At 40.0% G+C, this 17,369-nt stretch carries 12 protein-coding genes; all 12 read right to left on the reverse strand.

The window, feature by feature from the left end; all coding sequences use genetic code 11:
• Positions 1–5: 5 nt before the first annotated feature.
• Positions 6–977 (reverse strand): GDP-L-fucose synthase, encoded by a 972-nt coding sequence (gene fcl / locus JKP77_RS09360; RefSeq protein ID WP_476726936.1) that lies wholly within the window; start codon positions 975–977, stop codon positions 6–8.
• 26 nt (positions 978–1,003) lie between these two features.
• A complete protein-coding gene (locus JKP77_RS09365) occupies positions 1,004–1,741 on the reverse strand; it encodes a hypothetical protein (protein WP_218310927.1) in 738 nt (245 codons plus the stop codon).
• Positions 1,742–1,779: 38 nt separating this feature from the next.
• Entirely contained in the window at positions 1,780–2,895 is a 1,116-nt protein-coding gene (gmd, locus tag JKP77_RS09370; RefSeq protein ID WP_218310928.1) for a GDP-mannose 4,6-dehydratase, read from the reverse strand.
• A 75-nt stretch (positions 2,896–2,970) separates the two neighbouring features.
• Complete coding sequence (locus JKP77_RS09375; RefSeq protein ID WP_218310929.1) at positions 2,971–3,642, reverse strand: HAD family hydrolase; 672 nt, start codon at positions 3,640–3,642, stop codon at positions 2,971–2,973.
• Positions 3,635–4,387, reverse strand: a complete 753-nt coding sequence (locus JKP77_RS09380) for a 3-deoxy-manno-octulosonate cytidylyltransferase (protein WP_218310930.1) — start codon at positions 4,385–4,387, stop codon at positions 3,635–3,637. Before JKP77_RS09380 ends, JKP77_RS09375 begins: the two co-directional genes overlap by 8 nt.
• Before the next feature lie 2 nt (positions 4,388–4,389).
• Positions 4,390–5,997: an aldolase catalytic domain-containing protein gene (locus JKP77_RS09385; protein WP_218310931.1), complete on the reverse strand. Its 1,608-nt coding sequence runs from the start codon at positions 5,995–5,997 to the stop codon at positions 4,390–4,392.
• 566 nt (positions 5,998–6,563) lie between these two features.
• Complete coding sequence (locus tag JKP77_RS09390) at positions 6,564–7,946, reverse strand: hypothetical protein (RefSeq protein ID WP_218310932.1); 1,383 nt, start codon at positions 7,944–7,946, stop codon at positions 6,564–6,566.
• A gap of 41 nt (positions 7,947–7,987) precedes the next feature.
• Positions 7,988–9,025 carry a glycosyltransferase gene (locus JKP77_RS09395; RefSeq protein WP_218310933.1) on the reverse strand — a complete coding sequence of 346 codons (1,038 nt, stop codon included), beginning with the start codon at positions 9,023–9,025 and terminating at the stop codon, positions 7,988–7,990.
• Between the two features lie 356 nt (positions 9,026–9,381).
• Positions 9,382–13,077, reverse strand: a complete 3,696-nt coding sequence (locus JKP77_RS09400; protein WP_218310934.1) for an exostosin domain-containing protein — start codon at positions 13,075–13,077, stop codon at positions 9,382–9,384.
• A gap of 22 nt (positions 13,078–13,099) precedes the next feature.
• A complete protein-coding gene (locus JKP77_RS09405; RefSeq protein ID WP_218310935.1) occupies positions 13,100–14,047 on the reverse strand; it encodes a sulfotransferase family protein in 948 nt (315 codons plus the stop codon).
• On the reverse strand, positions 14,040–15,539 hold the full coding sequence (locus JKP77_RS09410) for a coiled-coil domain-containing protein (RefSeq protein ID WP_218310936.1): 1,500 nt from the start codon (positions 15,537–15,539) through the stop codon (positions 14,040–14,042). The genes JKP77_RS09405 and JKP77_RS09410 overlap by 8 nt, the downstream gene beginning before the upstream one ends.
• 13 nt (positions 15,540–15,552) lie before the next feature.
• Complete coding sequence (locus JKP77_RS09415; protein WP_218310937.1) at positions 15,553–17,205, reverse strand: coiled-coil domain-containing protein; 1,653 nt, start codon at positions 17,203–17,205, stop codon at positions 15,553–15,555.
• Between the last annotated feature and the right edge of the window lie 164 nt (positions 17,206–17,369).

Genomic DNA, 17,369 nt, shown 5'->3' on the forward strand with positions numbered 1-17,369 from the left:
ACGCATTAACCTCTAAAGTTGTCCTGGTTTTCAAGAAACCACTGATATGCATGCTGCAAGCCTGTTTCGAGATCATAATGATGCTTCCAGCCAAGTGCATGCAGACGTGATACGTCCATTAACTTTCTAGGTGTGCCATCAGGTTTTGATGTGTCCCAGCCGATTTTACCGGAAAATCCAGTAACTTTAGCGACAGTCTCGACAAGTTCTTTAATCGTACAATCCTCGCCTGTTCCCACATTGATATGGCTTAACATAGGCTCGGTATTATTGTCGTAAGTTGTCTTATCAAGCTCCATCACGTGAACGCTGGCAGCAGCCATATCATCTACGTGTAAAAACTCTCGCTTAGGCTTTCCGCTGCCCCAGGCTAACACCTCTGCATCGCCGCGCTGTGCCGCTTCGTGAAAACGTCGTAATAAGGCAGGTATTACATGTGAGTTTTCAGGGTGAAAGTTATCGTTTGGGCCATATAAATTGGTTGGCATTACTGAACGATAATCTCTTCCATATTGCCGATTATAGCTCTCGCAAAGTTTAATGCCGGCGATCTTGGCAATGGCATAAGGCTCATTTGTTTCCTCAAGCGTGCCGGTGAGCAACGCTGTTTCGGTCATGGGTTGCGGGGCCATTTTGGGATAGATACAACTGGAGCCTAAAAAAAGCAGCTTTTGTACATCATTTTGATGTGCAGCGTTGATGATATTGGCTTCGATCATCAAATTTTCGTAAATGAATTCAGCGGGATAAGTATTGTTCGCATGTATGCCACCAACTTTGGCTGCCGCCAAGTAGACTTCATCAATACTGTTTTGAGCGAAGAAGTCCAACACTTCCTTTTGACTAGTTAGATCTAACTCTGATTTTGTTCGCGTGATTACGTTTACGTCGCTACGAGATTCGAGTTGCCTTAGGATTGCAGCACCAACCATTCCGCGGTGGCCAGCTACGAATATCTGTTTCATATTATTTCCCAAAATACATTCTTATTTCAAAACTCCCATTACTCTCTTCCCTTTCTTGAAGCCCAGGCTGGAAGTTGTTCTTTCAGACCTGCAAAATGAGGATAGGTTTGTACTTCATAATGAGTTACTTCAGTTCCCCGAGTTTTCCTCAACAGGCTAAAAATACTTGCATCGTGCCTATGCTCTACAAAGCAAGGGTGCTCATCTATTTTTGAAGGGCTATCATCAGAGTAGTGGTAATTATCTTCGACAGCTATATCTCTCCACATCTCGATTAAATGTACATTTTCAGCCGTGTTCTGCATTAGAAAAAAACCCGCTGCAAGCTGAGTAGTCTTTAAAAACGGACTATTTAAGCTAATGTCGAGCCTTTGAGGTAAGTCACGCTTATTCCACCTATACTCTGTATGGGTATTGGAGAAAGAAAGCATCTTAGACTCGTGAGAAAGCGTTAAGTCGATATAATCAAAAAATCTCTGCTTCCCGGCTTTGTTGAGCTCGAAGCCTACATCCATGTACACAATAATATCGTTGGAACTGTATAAGCGAGCAGTTTGCAAAACAACTTGTGGCTTCCAAATCCAATAACCGAAACCACGGTTATTCGAAAGCATGAACCCCTTGTGTTGTTTAATATAGTCTTCGTCCAAGAGGTTCATGTTAAACACTGTAACACTGTCGAAAAAACCAGTTGCATGGGCTTCGAGCGAAAAACCCTCCGCTCTGCGGGTGAATGAACCATCTGCAAATGAGACTAAGTGAATTCTAGGTTTCATTTTTCAACACCCCATACTTACGACTGTTGTTTTGGTAACTACTCCTTTGCTACAGCAACAGAGTAACCATGTTTTTTCAAAAGTGCGTGTTGTTTAGCTTTCTCTAAATCCGACGCCACCATTTCTGCACACATTTCTTCTACTGTAATTTCAGGAACCCAACCAAGCTTTTCTTTAGCCTTAGATGGATCACCAAGCAATGTTTCAACTTCTGCAGGGCGGAAATACCGAGGATCTACCTTAATAATTACATCGCCAACTTCGACGCCTGGAGCAATACTTTCATCAACTTCAGCGACAGTTGCCACTTCGTCGACCCCCTCGCCACTAAACTCTACAGAAATACCCGCTTCCTTACAGCTAAGGCGGACAAAGTCTCGAACAGAAATCTGCTTACCTGTAGCGATTACGAAATCTTCGGCAGTGTCTTGTTGCAGCATCATCCACTGCATTCGAACATAGTCTTTTGCATGGCCCCAATCGCGAAGCGCGTCCATATTTCCAAGGTACAGACAAGACTCTAACCCTTGGGCGATATTAGCAACGCCACGAGTGATTTTTCTTGTAACGAAGGTCTCGCCCCGACGCGGAGATTCGTGATTGAAAAGTACACCGTTACAGGCATACATACCGTACGATTCACGGTAATTAACAGTAATCCAGTACGCGTACATTTTTGCAACAGCATACGGCGAACGGGGATAAAACGGCGTCGTTTCCTTTTGAGGAATTTCTTGGACCAAGCCATATAGTTCAGAGGTGGACGCCTGATAAAACTTTGTCTTTTTCTCAAGACCTAAGAAACGTATTGCTTCGAGTAACCTCAGTGTCCCTATCGCATCAACATCAGCTGTGTACTCAGGTGCCTCAAAAGAAACGGCAACATGTGATTGCGCGCCAAGGTTGTAAACTTCGTCAGGCTGTACTTCGGATAAAATCCGAGTCAAATTTGATGTGTCGGTAAGATCTCCATAATGTAAGAAAAAGTGAGGGTTCTCATTATGAGGGTCTTCATAGATATGATCGACACGCTCGGTATTGAATAATGAGGCACGACGTTTAATTCCGTGAACTTCATATCCTTTTTCCAACAAAAATTCGGCTAAATAAGAACCGTCTTGACCGGTAACCCCGGTAATTAATGCTTTTTTCAATTTTTATTCCTCTAATGCTTTTGTTGTCTATTGAGGTTTCACTTACTCTTGTTCCATCGCAAAGAGTTAGGTTACCTACTCAACCCCAGAAGCAGACAGCAAACTCTTGATATCACGTTCCATTACTATGTTGTGCTCTTTCGAATACTTCTCTATCCCTTCAAACTCGCTCCACTGCGTGATGAACACAAAGTCTAAATTAAACTTGTTTGCTACTTCGTAGTCGAGTCTACTATCACCGAGGAAAAGGGAAGGGTTCCCAATCGCTCCACTACGTAATTGCATCTCTACAATCTTATCTTTCGGTGTTGGGCTTCCGAAAACACCGCCGTCAAAATACTCTGCTAGATTAAGGTTATTGAATATAACCCTTAATTCATCTTGTGCACCCCCTGACGCAACAAGCCAAGTTGCACCTTGGGTAGCAATTCTAAGCTCCCCCAATCCTTCAGCGACTTCAGAACTGAGCAAACCTTGTCTTACCTCGTTTGCATATCTGTCAATTACAGAATTCAATTCATCTGATGACACGCTACGATTTAATATACGAGCGAAAAAATACTTAAATTTTTCGTACCTAGACACTCCTCCATACTTTATATGATGGTCAACTAATTGCCGTGCAACCTCATGACCGTAATCGGAGACTGAATTATAGAAAGCTTCGGACTTTATTTTATTTGAGTTTAAAATAACACCATCACAGTCAAAAACGAGTGTTTTGTACTCTTTTAAATTTTTAAGCATCAGCAAGTTTCTTTTTGAGTGCAGCTTCAACAACGCTCACATCTTCAGGAGCGTCAACAGCATAACTACCAGGACGAGTTTTTATCATCTTAACTTGTTGGCCAAGCTCTAAAAACCTCAATATCTCTATATCTTCAGACTCTTCAATATTGCTCTTTCTACCGTAACTTCGATATTTATGAAGCTGTACTTTATCAAAAGCATAGATGCAAACTTGCTTTTTATAGCTCTTAGGAGCCCTTGAGCTTTCTTTAAAACCTGGCACAGCCAACCTAGACATGTATAAAAGCACGTCATCTTCTGTCGTTACAACTTTTGGAATATTTACACTCTGAGGGTTTTCATCTGCACTGAGGTAACTGTACCCGTTTATAATCATATCAGGGTGTTTGAGCTTAGCTGAAATTACTTTGTGGATATCATCCGGCTCTACCAAAGGCTCATCACCTTGCACGTTGACAATAATGTCAGCATCAATGCTTTTTGCAGCTTCAGCGATCCGGTCTGTACCTGTAAGTGCATCACCAGTCATTACAGCGTTAAATCCAAAGCTTTCTACAACACCTTTTATTCTGTGATCGTCAGTGGCAACGTATACATTGTCGCTTGACACTGCGAGAGAGCATAACTCTGCCACCCAGATTATCATGGGTTTTCCTAGTAGCTTGACTAGTGGTTTTCCAGGATACCTTGATGATGCAAATCTTGCTGGAATAACAATTGCGACTTTTTCACTAGATTCCACAGTTACACCCCGTAAGCAGATATAGAAGGAATGTCGTAAGATGTGTTCGTAATTGAGGTTATTGAACGTCCAGTACTTTCTGTAAAGAGATTAAATACTTTTTGCATCTCTTCAGACCGTTTGTCTGCGGCGCCAAAACCGTCAAATCCCGCCAAATAGATCCGTTTAGAATTGCCTGACGCAGCAACTGCAAGCGCATAGCTTATTACAAGAGAATTAGGCAGCTCTGCGGAAGTTTCCTCGACACTAAAAACTTCAGAGGTTACCTTGAGACCAAAATCGAAACATTTTTTATTCTTTAACGACTCTAAAACATCCTCAGGAAGTGAGCTAACAGGCGTTATCAGTGGCTGAGGTAGTGCTACGTGTTTATCACAATCTGCAAGCAGGCGCACAGGGTGGCTAGCTATCCTAAGGTCAACCATATCTTCAGCAAGTATCGATTGCGTATTCATGGCTATAACGACTGGGCGATATTTTCTAATATAAGCTTCAACTGCAAGACGATGTTCTTCTAATCCCGGGCCGGCTCCAAGAATTAAAATGTCTTTTCCTTCAAGACAAGATTTAGGGGACCAAGTTCCTTGAGCCGGTTTATTGTAGAATTTACGCGTTGCATCCAAAGTATCGTGACTAAATTTAGAGCCACCTTCAACCTTCAAATGTTCGAGCGTAGCTAAGATATCTTCTTCATCAAAACGAGAGTCAGCAAGCATTTCCTGAACAAACGTCGGATGTATTCCATACTTCCCCGAGAGAAAATAATAAGGATTAGAGCCCCACCCACACTTATTTTTAAGAGGCTGAAAATATCTATTAATCAGTGAAAGAAGAGGAACAAGATTTATTTGTTTATTATGAAGCTCAGCAACCTCAATCACTAGCTCCTCAGTTCGAGCGTTACCAGGCCCTCGCCCCATACCAGTAACAGTTGAATCTAGCCAACTAACACCTGACTCAGCTGCTGTTAAAGTATTTTCTAGTGCTTTACCCATGTTATCGTGTGTATGAATACCTAAGGATCCGTTCCAGTGTTTTTGCAACCAGCCAATAATTTTTTTGCACTGTGCAGAGTCCATACTTCCCATAGAGTCAGCGAAATATAATGCGTCTATGTCATAACCTGACGCGGCTTTGGCGAGCGACTCTACCTCTTCCTGTGAACGATCAGCAATCTGCATTAAATTAAAGCCAACGATGAAACCTTTCTCTTTTAGTAAGCTAGTAGCGGGTAATGCATTTTCAAACTCATGAACATGGCAGGCTATCCTTACCACGTCCACCGGTGAAGATTTAGCATCGCAAGGGAATAGCTGGCTTAGAACAGACTCTATGGAATCCTCGCCAACTAATTCTGAAGCATTTACCATAACAGCGACTTTTAAAGAGTTCGGCACCTGTAAAGAATTGATATAGTCGTCTGTTGTATAAGCAGAAGCTCCTTTAAAACTGGAGTTTTTAATAGAACGTAGTCCCAATTCTACTATATCAACATTTGCAGAATCCATTGCATGTAAGTAATCTCGAACGACATCCGAAGGGAAGTTCCAATTGTTATAGTACCCCCCGTCTCTCAAAGTGCAATCCAGTATATTTAATTCATTTTTCATAGTAACTTTTCCAAAATTTGTGCCTAAAAAGAAAATCATAGTGAGTATTGATAAACTCAAATAGATCACTTTTACTTTTTATAATGTTGCAACAAAAATACGCCGCACTTTCCACTAGGCTAATTCGTGATAACTGAAGCCACGTCCAACTATACGACAAAATATAGATTAGGAATCTAAAACCTTATAAATTAACTCTCTGTACCTTTAAACAAATGACACCATTTTATTTTTGGCTAAAATGAATTAAAAACTTGCAATTTAAAAAAAGAAGTCAACTTTAAAAGATACTTAAAAAAATAAGATCTGAGTCGGCGAAACTTTAAATTTCGACATTTTCTTAAACTGCAGAGCTTAGTCTACGAAAAAAATTATTTAATTATCCAAGCGCCAAATCCATTTTAAATTCACCATCTAAAAACCAGTAAATGAAGGCAATATCCGAATCAAAATTAAATAAAATAAGATACAAAAAAGCCGACGGTTGTAGAAATGTGTCTATGTTTTTCAAAAAGAAAAGCGCGAGCTAACGAAAGCTAAAATAGACGATGATACAAACAAAGTTATCAAACGCTGCCCCTTTTCTTATTGAGAACTTTGAACAATTGATTAATAAAGAGATCGGTAACTTTATCACACTCGATACTGTATGACGTATCTGGTGACCTGCCGTTACTCTCATCGTCGTCAATCCATTCAGCAGGAATCTGCGAAATACTTGGGTGTCTATATTGGGGAGATTTCGCAATTGTTCCAATACGAGACTGGTGAGTAACACCATCCACACCAGAAAATCTGGAAATAAAAATAGAATCTGTCATGTGGTGGCACATGAAAAAGTCAACTTTGCTAGCAATACCTAACTTGACCCAACTTGTTGCGTTGATAAGGTTTACGCACTTCACATTACTAGGTAAAAGTGCCTTTATTTCATCAATGACCTTATTGTCATACTCTGTCAGGTGCTTTTTGTATTCCACTTCGCTAGAAATACGCCCAGTCATTCCGTCTAAAACAAGACCTACATTCTCTCCTCTATGAACCAAAACTTGCGAAATATTTACAATAGTTTGTATCATTTCATGCCATTTGCGCTTTTCGCTACAAATACCAAACCAGAGTACAACCGAACAAGATTCAAGCTCTGATACCGCGTCTCTATATAGATCCTCAGTCTTACAAAGCTCCAGAGATTTCTCAACCACTAACTTATCTGGGTTTGCAAGCTCTTCATTAATAGCCTTAAGGCTACCACCACCAGGATATTTTACTGGTAAGAATGGCGGAACAACTACAAAATTTTTATATTCGTCTTTGTTGAAGTCTGTTGGTAATGAATACTCTTTGACCGAAGACTTAAACAAGTCGATCTCCCAAAAAGGAAAAAACGACTCCTCCGTATTGATAAAGTAGCACAAATCATCTACGTTAAGCCTCCTACTCTCTACGACGTTCCATAGCCCGTATTCAACTTCAAAAAAATAATGAAATGGCCGAAGACTTCTTATTAACAAACCAAGGCTCTTATTATCTCCAGATTCACCGAGCTCGAATGGATTCGTAATTTTTTCAAGTAATTCGTTCAAATCCCCTACAAGTTTTTCAGGAGTAGTTTCGTATATTTTGTATAAACTAATAAAAGTGTTCTGCTTAGGTAAGTAAATCGCTATCGGTGAGTAATGAACTATCACATAAAATGAATTTTCTTTATCACCAAAAGCAAGAAAGCACCTATGGTCTGGTGTGGCCGTATGTAGACTATCAACAAAGGGATAAGTAAAAGTATTAGAATCTGAAATTAGATGAAATTGTTCCCTATTTGCAATCGAACTTATTAAGTCGACTGGAAAAGACTCTTTAGACACCTCATCAATAATTGTAGTAAGCTGAGGACAAGATTCCACAACTCCATCCAAACTTTCTCCCTTAAAAAAATCCACAAATTTCATAACACAATCTCATTTAATAAAAATTTTTCCATTAGAATTCATCATACTTCTTCAAACTTACTAAAGGCTGCCATTTTATGATAATAGCTCCTTTTGAATATATCTTGAAAATCAAACTTAACACTAATATTAGTGTCTAGTATAGATTGAACTTTTCTGATGAAAATAGAGATAAACCTCTTTTGAAGACGAATATGATTATCTCTTATCTCCATAGGATCTATAACATTACTATCACACATAAACTTCAATTCTTCGACAGCACCTGCGACAGCCTCAGGTGTCGGCTCATCTATAATTATACTGTTGAATGGATTATACCATACGTCGCGACCACCCAAGGATTTAGTGCTTACAATCGGTATCCCGCTGAGTAAGTACTCGCTTGAAGAATAACATGCACCTTCTTCAGCAGAAAAACACCCCCCAGCAAATGACTGCGCAACAATATCGAAAACTTCGCTGACACTGATCCGTTCTTCATTCAAATATTTGGGGTTCATTAACTTGTAATCGACATACTCGTTGGGCCTGTAATTCTTACCTTGGATTATAGCAAGATCCTGAACTTTTGAAGCTAAATGAACTCTTTTCCACTTTTCAGGTCTTGCATTTACGACCAAATCAAATGATTTAGCTCGACTATTAATGTCAAAAAGATTCCAGTCAAGCCAACAATTATTGTTGCATAAAATTGAGTTATGAAAACCACATTGAATAGCTTCCTGCAACTCGTCGACAGTATTTGCAAGAATTATGGTATTAGCTCTGTCTAATTCGCCAGCACATAAATTCTTTATAAATTGAACTTGCTTGGTCAACTTTCCCGCACCTGAGTACCAAGGAAGAGAAATGCACTTAATCTGCAGTTTATTTTTATCATATGCATTAGATTTGTAGAAAAGCCCAGCGTGAGATAATCCATGAAAATAAAGAATGTCAACCAAATCATTTTTCAAGAGGTGTCTAACAGGTATAACATCAGTTTGCAGATAAACTTTATAAGAATCAGCGAGCTCTTTAGCTATTGCGATATCGTTACCGCTTATTTTGAATTGAAAAGTATTTTCGTCCTTCATTTAAACCTCATAATTTATAAAAACGGCGCATTTCAGCGAATTAGTTAAAACAAGCATCCTCGCATAGCCAATAAAACCAACAAGAAACATACCAGGAACCCGAAAAAGGATTAACAGAAGTAAATTGAAAAAAATCAGAACTCAAAAAAATTTTATTACTAAATCCTACGTTAACCAGTAGATTCTATCGAGTCCCCTAGCTACTAGACCTGGTATGAATTAACTTCGTGCATAGAACCATTTGGCGACGATACAAAATAATAAAAATATTAAAATGAAACAACGAATCGTCTTTTCAGAAGACGCCATGTACAAACATTAGCTTATAACATACATATTATAAACTCTAAATATGATTAAAAATCAGGCCAACATGGCATCATCATTCTTGATTTACCGTTTAGCAAGGCACCATTCTCAGCTAATTTCTTTAATATACTTTCTAATGACATGATTTCGTCGTATAAATACCCGTTTATACCATCGGAAACATAATACTTAATACTTCCAAGACTCGGCGCGATTACATCTTTATAAAATGTCAGGGACTGAAAAAGACTCCCTGACGTCAATATATCCCTATAAGTGAGTAAAACGAAATCTGCAGCATTCAAATATATTTGAATTTCATCGTCATTTATAAATCTGTTTTCACAAACTATATTACTATGCGATTTCGATAGGGCTTCCAATGTATTTTTACAACTTACTCTACCAGCTATTAAATACTTAATTTTCAAACCGTCTCTGTTCAGTAACTCATCTACTAAGGTTACTTTTTCGTCCAGATTTTTGTATTCCCTAACTTGACCCAATGTCGTAATTGCTAGCTCCTCACCTGTTAACTTGAGAGTGTTCCTAGCGTCCTTTCTCCCTATATTATTGGGATAATTCTTTTGATATAGGCCATGCTCAATTATTTCTATATGAGCGTCTTTATGTAGCCATTCAGATATTTCGGCCTTCAACATTGGGTGGTGCAATAACACAACATCACATAGCTGAGTTAGTTCTCGACGAAATGCAAGTTCTGTCGGCTTATGTATTTGCTCGTGGTTTGCTCGATTATGAACAGTCCAGACAAGCTTAACGCCTTTTTCCTTTAACTCTTTTAATTTATCGATGAAGCTATTGAGATAACTTGGAAGCGTGTCAAGAGTATGGCCTCTAAATAAAACATTGATCCAATGTATATGCAGAACATCTCTTGTTTTAAACTTATCTAGATCAAGATTAATACTATCATTTTCTGATAGCCCGGAAACAGAAACTCCAGACTTGACTAAATTTTGATACAGTAATGTCTGATAGGGGTTCCCGTGTGTATAATCCGGCAAGAAGTAGATGGTACCGCTACCGTCCTTTGGAACCCAGGACAAATCGGACATTAAAGGTACGTCTGTATAGTCTTCCAACAAATCAATAAAGTATTTAAGACTATATTCACATCCATAGAATCTGTTTACAGAACACCAAAATTCATAGGAGTCCACCTTATAAGCGTTCGATAAGCAAAGCGATTCTTTTTCCAACTCTCCCGCTACATTGTAAATCTTAGCGAAGAACAACCAGCCTAGTAGGTCGTTATCTGCGCTAACAACCTTGTCCGCACATAATAGAAGACGTTTTAGTAGCCCTTCACTAGGTGTTTTCAAAGCTCGTAAATAACAACCTAACAAATCAGCATATATATCCTTCGTCTCTCTCACAGGCTCGAGTCTTTGAGCAGCATCAACAATATCGCTATATCCAACTTCTAAATAATAGCTAGATATTCTTTCAATAAGGTCTTTTTCACTTTGCGTTTTATTTGGAATTCGAGCTACCTCAAATAGCAAAGAAATACCATGATAATAATCTGACTTTGCAAAGCTATTTAGAAGTTCTGAAAACTTAGGTGCGTTAAGATTTGCAGTGAAAGGAGACGCTCTTAGTACATCTCCTGAAAAGTATTCTTTGCTAATTACCAAATCATAATTCTTTGCATTCGGGTCTCGACGCCAATAAGACTGAGGAGCCCGATAATATAAGCCGTATGATTGGTCTAATAGGTAAAATTGGCTACTATTCTTCCCACACCTTAACCAAAATTCCCAGTCAGATGATGGTCCGAAACGACGCTCATTGAAGTAGCCATTTTCCCTATGAAGCTTAGTCCGCCACACCGGCATGCAATGAGGAATGTTGTGTGCCTGCATGACATTTTGTTGGTCATTGTATTTTGCGAGCTTCTCAACACTATATTTTGTTGGAGTCTTTGGGGTATACCAGACCATCTCATCAGATGACTCCTCCCAAGAGAGATTCTTTGTATCAGTCACTCTCAGGCCCGAGCTCGCCACATCGCAGTCTGCATTCTGATCTAAAGCCTCTGTTAATGAGGCAATATGCAAAGGTGCTCTTTTATCGTCGATATTTGCATTAGTCAGGTATTTTGAACTAGAAATTCTAGCTGCGAAATTCCATACATCATAGAGACCAGGATCTTGTTTTAACCAAAAATAAACCGTAGAACTGTGTCGCAATCCGAATTCGACAATGTCTTCATGCTCTTTTCCTCGTGATTGAGGCCGGAAAATAAAATTCTCTAACTCTTCTAAATTAGAAAATTTACCCACATTATCAAGGAATCCATCTTTATACTCGTCACCATTAAACATTGACGTAATGATAGTTGCGCGAGGCGACCAGCACTTACTTTCAGACTCACTTTCCTGCTCTGAAATAAGTTTATAGAGTTGCTTATTTTTTAGCTTAGGTGCGCTTTTGGGAATAAGGAAGAAGTTATCAAACTTGTCTAAAATAGGGGCAGACAAGGTTTTACTATCGAAGAGAGTCACAAAGTCTTGTGAAAAATCGAATTGGCAGCTATTAAGCTTGTGAATACTGAAGTCATACTTATTGACGTCAATCGCCTCAAAACCTACAACTCTTACCGAAAAATCGTATGAGAAAAAATTAAATACTGATTCTAAATAAGATAACCACTCATAGGCTTGCGCATCAGAAATATTTGCACAAACCAGTGTTAGTGACTTTCCGGAATGAGACTTATCATTTATAAGATCTAATTCCTGTCTAATATGTGAACTGAAGTTCTCTAAACCTAAAGTCCTTTTGAGCTCTTTAAGCGCACTTAACTTCTGTTTTAGGAGGTCGCTATCCGACTCTATTTTTTTTAGGATTTCAGGTATCTTAGCAATAGAGTGTTTATCTTCCTTAATAAATACACACGCTTCTTCCCACAATGATTGATCGCTGGGAAGATCAAGTGTGTCCGCTAGGATTACTGGTATACACTCATATTCCAAAGACTCCCATAAACGAATGGAGTTGGGGCCGGTACCCGATGGACACAGTGAGAACTTACTGTTCTGCATAACGTTAATATATTCAACAGCATTTCTTTGTTCTTCTGTTAAATATTCGGAAGACAGAGATTTTCCGTATACCTGCTCGTCATACACCCGGGCTTGATAGTGCCATGATAATCTTTCTGTTACTAACCCCCCAGAACATCCTTTCAATTCTTCAAAAATATGTTTCCTGCTATCTGTAAGATAATACCTTCCATCATACGCACCTACAAATGAGAAGAGGTACTCACGATTTTGAAACTCAGTGATAGAGTCCGCGACTTCATAAAGCTCCTTTATTTCTGAAGCGGCTTGAACAGGGAAAAGCTGTAGAGGATATAAGTTAATCGCGCCTAGATTTGTCTGACCTTTCTCCTTGTGTGAGACAAAAAGGTCTGTAATACCAATATCATAAAAAAGATTATAGTAGTCTTTAAATTTTATGTGCTGACATGCTGTAACAATGCGCTTTCCGCTAATGTTTTTACACTCGGCTACTAACTTTTCGTATTCTACTAATAGGCGAGAGCCCAACTCAGTTTGTCTTGCCAACCCATCTATTAAGTTAGCCCATGGGAACGCAACATAAACTGCATTATCCAAAATTTCGGCATCGTTAGACAAACTTTCATAAACATACTGTTCTGTTCTGGCAGGTGTTTGCCAGTCGGCATCATATACAACAAACTTTTCCATTTTAAAATTTCTTTACTTTGATTTAAATTTCATATCCAAACATTTCGGATATTTTTTTGTAATGTTTTGAGCTTAGAACTTCGTTTCTTAACTCTTCACTAACTTCATGTCTGGATCGAGGACTTATCTCTGATGCTTTTCTTCCACTATCACCACTGAGAGCAAACATATCAAATGCCAATAGTGATTCGGCTGAAAATGATAATTCTAGTTGCGAAGTAATATCTCTCATTGCTGACTCAGGGTCGCTGACAAAGTCTTCATATTTAAAGATTTGGGATTTATTAAATGGCGAGATAAATTTCAGAAACCTTCTACAATACTCATCAAAGTTAGCAGGTGTGAAATGCACCCAGCCGTTACGCTGAAGCGACAAGTACGAATCTATTGGATTTCGGATGGTTACCAAGTGTGCTAATTTAAATCGAGGCTCCAGTACCCTTGATAGAGTATCAATCTCAGGCACTTCGTCTGTCGTACAGTAGTCAGAATGAGTATGTGCCCGTAACACCAACTCGCCCCCTCTCTTTTCCAGATGGCGGACAGTTTGTAATATTGATGCTTCAAAAATTTCTTCAGAAAGCTTACTTTCGTTTGGAATACCTGCACGACGTAGATTAGTGATAATATCACGGGGTATGAAAGTAGTTTGGTTCGGTACCCAACCAACCTTCGTTGTAGGGTGTACCTCACTCAACAGATAAACATTGGGTTGAGAGGCAATACATTTGGATATCAAAGTTCCGCCGGTGCAAGCAAAATGATGAACTAAACGTATCGTTGGCTTTTCTTCTTCGTCTGCAACAACCTCGTTACACCTCTCCAGCAAGCTCTGCGTCTCTTTTATTTGCAGGTTATGATCCAGAGTGACGTCACGCTCGGCAGAGACACCGCTAAACTCTGAAACAAGCTTCAGTGCGTCATTCAACTCGGTATGTAATTGCTGTAGGTCGTCTTTTATTTCACTCATCACTTTGACTCAGCAATTCTGGATTTGTTTTTTCAAGTCGGTGGTAGAAGTTCGCTGCCTTTTGTAATTTTTCGTGAAGGTCGCTAATGAGAGCCTTCAGTCGAGCTTCATTCTCTTTACTATTTGCAAAGCGTTCCCGTAAATCATCAAGGTCCACTTGCAGTTTCAGGTTTTGCTTTGTTGTGATATCCAGTGACTTACTGAGGTTTACGTTTACAGAGTCAGTCTCATTAATTTTTTTCTTTAATGCTGTGGCTTCATCTTTGAGCTTACTTATTTCGCTCTCGTTGTGCGCTTTAGCCGCCTCTAATTCCGCCTCTTTCTTCGAAACCTGGTTAGTTAACTCTTCCACCTTTAGCTGAGACGCTTTAAGTTCGTTGCGCTTTTGCTCCTCACTCTGCTTCAGTTCTTCAAGAGCTTCTGAAACCTTCTTGAGCTTAGTCGACGCTTCGTTCTCTTTTTCGTAAGCATCCTGCTCGAGCGCTTTAATTTCATCCTCGAAGCCAGCCTTAGCGTTTAATGCTGCTTCCAGCTCGGATTGTGTTGAATGCAAAGATTCTTGGGCCTTTGTCAGCTTGCTGCTTTCTTCCTCAAGCTCCTGATTTGCTTCATCTAACGCTTGCTCTGACATGCTAAGTTTCTCTTCAAGCTCAGCGTTTTTGCTTAGTGCACTCTCAAACTCAGAATGCTTAGAGTTACAATCGTTCTTTATAGACTCCAGTTCTTCAGCCAAGCCTTTCAATTCGTTTGTTTTGGCTTCAAGCTCCTGCTCTTTTTCTTTCAGAAGACTTTCTCTGATGTTGCGCTCTTCAACTAACTCTGCGGCCATTTTTTCTTGCTGCCTGGCCGCTTGCAATTGCTCTTTGAGCTTTTCGTTTTCGGCCTTTAGTTGCCCTATCGCTTTCGCACTTTTATCCAATGCAAAAGTCACGGTAGGAATATCAGGATCTGATTCATCCCTTGCCGTTTCGGTAAGGAAGTAGCCATCAAGCAGCTCTTTAATGCTGGTAATACTCAGGCTTTCCTCATACAAGAGGTCACTACCTGCAGTTACATGCAATTTGGTTACTCTTTCCAGAACTCCACTACCATCAAGCTTGCGAACCAGTTCACCAGCTGTAGCCGGAATATCGATGAATAGTTCCAAATCGGCATATTTTGTTTCTTGCTCGATAAGTTCGTCAATAGGTACCGTTTCTAACTCTGAAGAATCTTCGACTTTAAGCCCAGGATATAACGTCTTTAACTCTGCAGGTCTTGCTAGTGCAGAGAACTCCTCTACGTTGCACGTGAAAAACTTGCTCTCTTTGCCTGTGACCGAGACACAGCAATGCTTTACCGTTACATTTTCGCTATGTTGAAATAGTGCTGATAGTTCGCGACATGCGGCTTCTCTTGCCTCAATGAGAGTCACAGAAGCGTAGTTGTCGAAATTAAACTCAGGTGCTGTTGCTGTTCCCGCGCCTATCCAGATAAGTTGTTTACTATTCATTATTACCACCTACCTACTCAGCGCTATTCTCTAAAAGCTTTGGAGAACCAGTGCGGCCTTCGTTTTGTCCAAACTTCAGATAATGGATTAGCGGGTTAACCTTCGAATCAGCGATGTCTGGGTATCGTTGTAAGTACCAGTTACCGTCGAAATATGCGCTGGGTAAGCGCCCTTCTTCCGCACCGTATTTAAGATAATGCTCGGCTGGATCAACACCAGCTTCCGCAATATCCGGATATGTTTTCAAATACCAGTCGGCGTCGAATAAGTCACTGGTATAAAGCAAGCCAATATCTTGTTGAAGCTTATGTTTTTTCTTATCAACCTTGCTTAAGGCTCTTCCAACGGCTCTTGCAGGTGCGCCGATTTTCCAAGAGCCTGACTTCTTGATATTTTCCAGCTCGTTTTCCAGGCGCTTCACTTGCTGAGTATGTGATGCAAGCTCACCACGCTGCTGCTTAAACTTATGTTCCAGCTTTGTATACTCTCGTTGCTGTTGTTTAAGTTCTCTGATATGCGCGCTATGTTGCTGACGCTTAGCATCCTCAACCCTTAACAGACGAGACTCAAGAGTGGCGTTTTCCGATGTAAGCTGCTGCAGTTTCTTTTGAGAAATACTTAGCTCGTTTTGCAACGCATTACGTTGCTCTAATTCAGTTGTAAGGTGCTCTTCTGCGTTAGAGGCATTTACAAAATATTTCTCCAGCTCTTCCTGTACGGTAATTAAATGCGCTTTTAGCAGTTCATTCTCTTTGCTCCGTTCCTCAGCCTGAGCTTCAAAAGATTTCAGTAACGCTGATCTTTCTGACAATGTATTCTTATCGTCTTCACGCTCGTTAAGCAGTGCCTCAATCTTGGCAAGGCCGTCATGAACCTGCTCCCAAAGATCATTTGCTAAGCTTTCTTTATTGGCCAAAGCCAACTTCAACGAATTGAGGTCTTCAACCTGAGCGGCATTTAAACGCTGAAGCTCTTGAACAGCGTCTTGCGCTTTGCGTTCAGATTGTGTTGCAGTAACTTTCTCTCGCTGTAGTGATGCTTTTAGCTCTTCAGACTGGGTGTAGTAGGCCTCCAGTTCTTCCTGAACCTGAATTAACTGTGACTGTAACAGGTCCCTTTCATTCTGCATTGCATGAACATTGCCCACCTTTTGACTTAATTCATGCTTTAGATCTGAAATTTGATGTAATTTATCCTCTTCAGACTGACGTGACTTCTCCACATCCACTGCAAGTGTTTTATATCCATTCAGTATCGAATCAATATCAACATCGCCGGCTGACTGACTTAATGGAATACTGCTTGCGGACAGTAGCTCAGTGCATTTGTTTAGTTTTTTGTTTTGTTTAATGAGTTGGAGGGCGGCAAGCACAAATACATCATCAGGCGCTATTTCCGGAGATCCTGATATATCCCATCCATGCTCAGATAAAGCCTGTAGTTCGTCCTCCGTAGCAACGCTCAAATGACGCATATTCACCAATTTAAGCTTCCTACGCGCACCTTTGTGTATGGTAAGAAGCTCTTCGCCAAAGTTGATTCCTTTGCTCACTGCGGTTTCTTCGCTTGCTCCACTTTTCATCTCTGCAGATAAGACTGATTCTATTGATGGATAAACCAGTAAAACCGACTCGCATGTGGTTAGCGTCGAGCGTAAGTCATCCATTGAAGCTGGTTGCCTTACAATGCAGCCGCCATCAGCTTTTGAAGCATCACTAATATGTCTAACATTTTGGGTAGGGGTTTTACTTACAATTCGTTCCCAATCATCACTATTAGAAAGGGTCAATATCACAGTCATAAAATGCTCCGCACACTGCTATTTAGCAA

Source organism: Alteromonas antoniana, from assembly GCF_019249295.1.
GTDB lineage: Bacteria > Pseudomonadota > Gammaproteobacteria > Enterobacterales > Alteromonadaceae > Alteromonas > Alteromonas antoniana.

Excerpts from the sequence above, each read along its gene's own strand:
- JKP77_RS09365 (WP_218310927.1), bottom strand. The coding sequence starts at position 1,741 with ATGAAACCTAGAATTCACTTAGTCTCATTTGCAGATGGTTCATTCACC.
- JKP77_RS09375 (WP_218310929.1), bottom strand. The coding sequence starts at position 3,642 with ATGCTTAAAAATTTAAAAGAGTACAAAACACTCGTTTTTGACTGTGAT.
- JKP77_RS09385 (WP_218310931.1), bottom strand. The coding sequence starts at position 5,997 with ATGAAAAATGAATTAAATATACTGGATTGCACTTTGAGAGACGGGGGG.
- JKP77_RS09390 (WP_218310932.1), bottom strand. The coding sequence starts at position 7,946 with ATGAAATTTGTGGATTTTTTTAAGGGAGAAAGTTTGGATGGAGTTGTG.
- JKP77_RS09395 (WP_218310933.1), bottom strand. The coding sequence starts at position 9,025 with ATGAAGGACGAAAATACTTTTCAATTCAAAATAAGCGGTAACGATATC.
- JKP77_RS09400 (WP_218310934.1), bottom strand. The coding sequence starts at position 13,077 with ATGGAAAAGTTTGTTGTATATGATGCCGACTGGCAAACACCTGCCAGA.
- JKP77_RS09405 (WP_218310935.1), bottom strand. The coding sequence starts at position 14,047 with ATGAGTGAAATAAAAGACGACCTACAGCAATTACATACCGAGTTGAAT.
- JKP77_RS09410 (WP_218310936.1), bottom strand. The coding sequence starts at position 15,539 with ATGAATAGTAAACAACTTATCTGGATAGGCGCGGGAACAGCAACAGCA.
- JKP77_RS09415 (WP_218310937.1), bottom strand. The coding sequence starts at position 17,205 with ATGGATGACTTACGCTCGACGCTAACCACATGCGAGTCGGTTTTACTG.